This window comes from Brachyspira sp. SAP_772 (genome assembly GCF_009755885.1).
Lineage (GTDB): Bacteria > Spirochaetota > Brachyspiria > Brachyspirales > Brachyspiraceae > Brachyspira.
In genome coordinates, this window is the sequence record NZ_VYIX01000090.1 from 1 (window position 1) to 833 (window position 833).

The 833-nt window shown below is 24.7% G+C and carries 1 protein-coding gene; it reads left to right on the plus strand.

What is annotated here, in order from left to right:
- Positions 1-829 (plus strand): phosphotransferase (locus tag GQX97_RS12770; protein WP_157152255.1); only part of this gene is annotated, 829 nt, incomplete at its 5' end.
- Between the last annotated feature and the right edge of the window lie 4 nt (positions 830-833).

Genomic DNA, 833 nt, shown 5'->3' on the forward strand with positions numbered 1-833 from the left:
GAGTTTGATAGAGTTTGATAATTTTTCTGATGAGATTGCTGACTTTTTATCTAATGTTTTGCTTCCTACAACTGATTTGGTAATGGATAGAGCGAAGAAAAAAGATAATGTGAAGCTTTTTATAAATAAAGAATTATGTGATATCACAGAAGATTTAGTTTTAACAGAGCCTTATTATAATTATAAAAATAGAAATATAATATCYAAAGGACAAGAAGATTTTGTAGAGAAGTTTTTGTATAATGATGAAAGCTTAAAGTTTGAAATATGCAAATTGAGAGATAGGTTTATGAATTATTCTCAGGCACTTATACATGGGGATTTGCATACAGGCTCTATATTTATAAATCAAAAMGGMRTAAARATAATAGAYCCWGAGTTTGCTTTTTATGGACCTATAGGATACGATATTGGTAATGTTATAGGAAACTTATTTTTCTCTTTGGCTAATAAAACTTATTTTTCTAATAATAAAGATTTTGTTAAATGGATAAAGAAAACAATAATAGATACATTTGATAAAATAAATATTTCTTTAAGAAAAAAGTATGATGATATAGTTACATTTAGTCTTTATARAAATGAKAGTTTTAAAGAATATTATTTGAGTTCTATATTATCAGATTCTATAGGATATGCAGGCACAGAAATGATAAGAAGAACTGTAGGAGATTCCAAAGTAGCTGAAATATCATCTTTAGAATTATCTGATAAAAAACTYATGATGGAGAGAGCATTAATAAAAACAGCAATATTAATTATAAAAAATAGAAATACTATAAACGAAGGAAAAAAATTAATAGATATATTTGAGTTTATAAAAGAGTAAGATT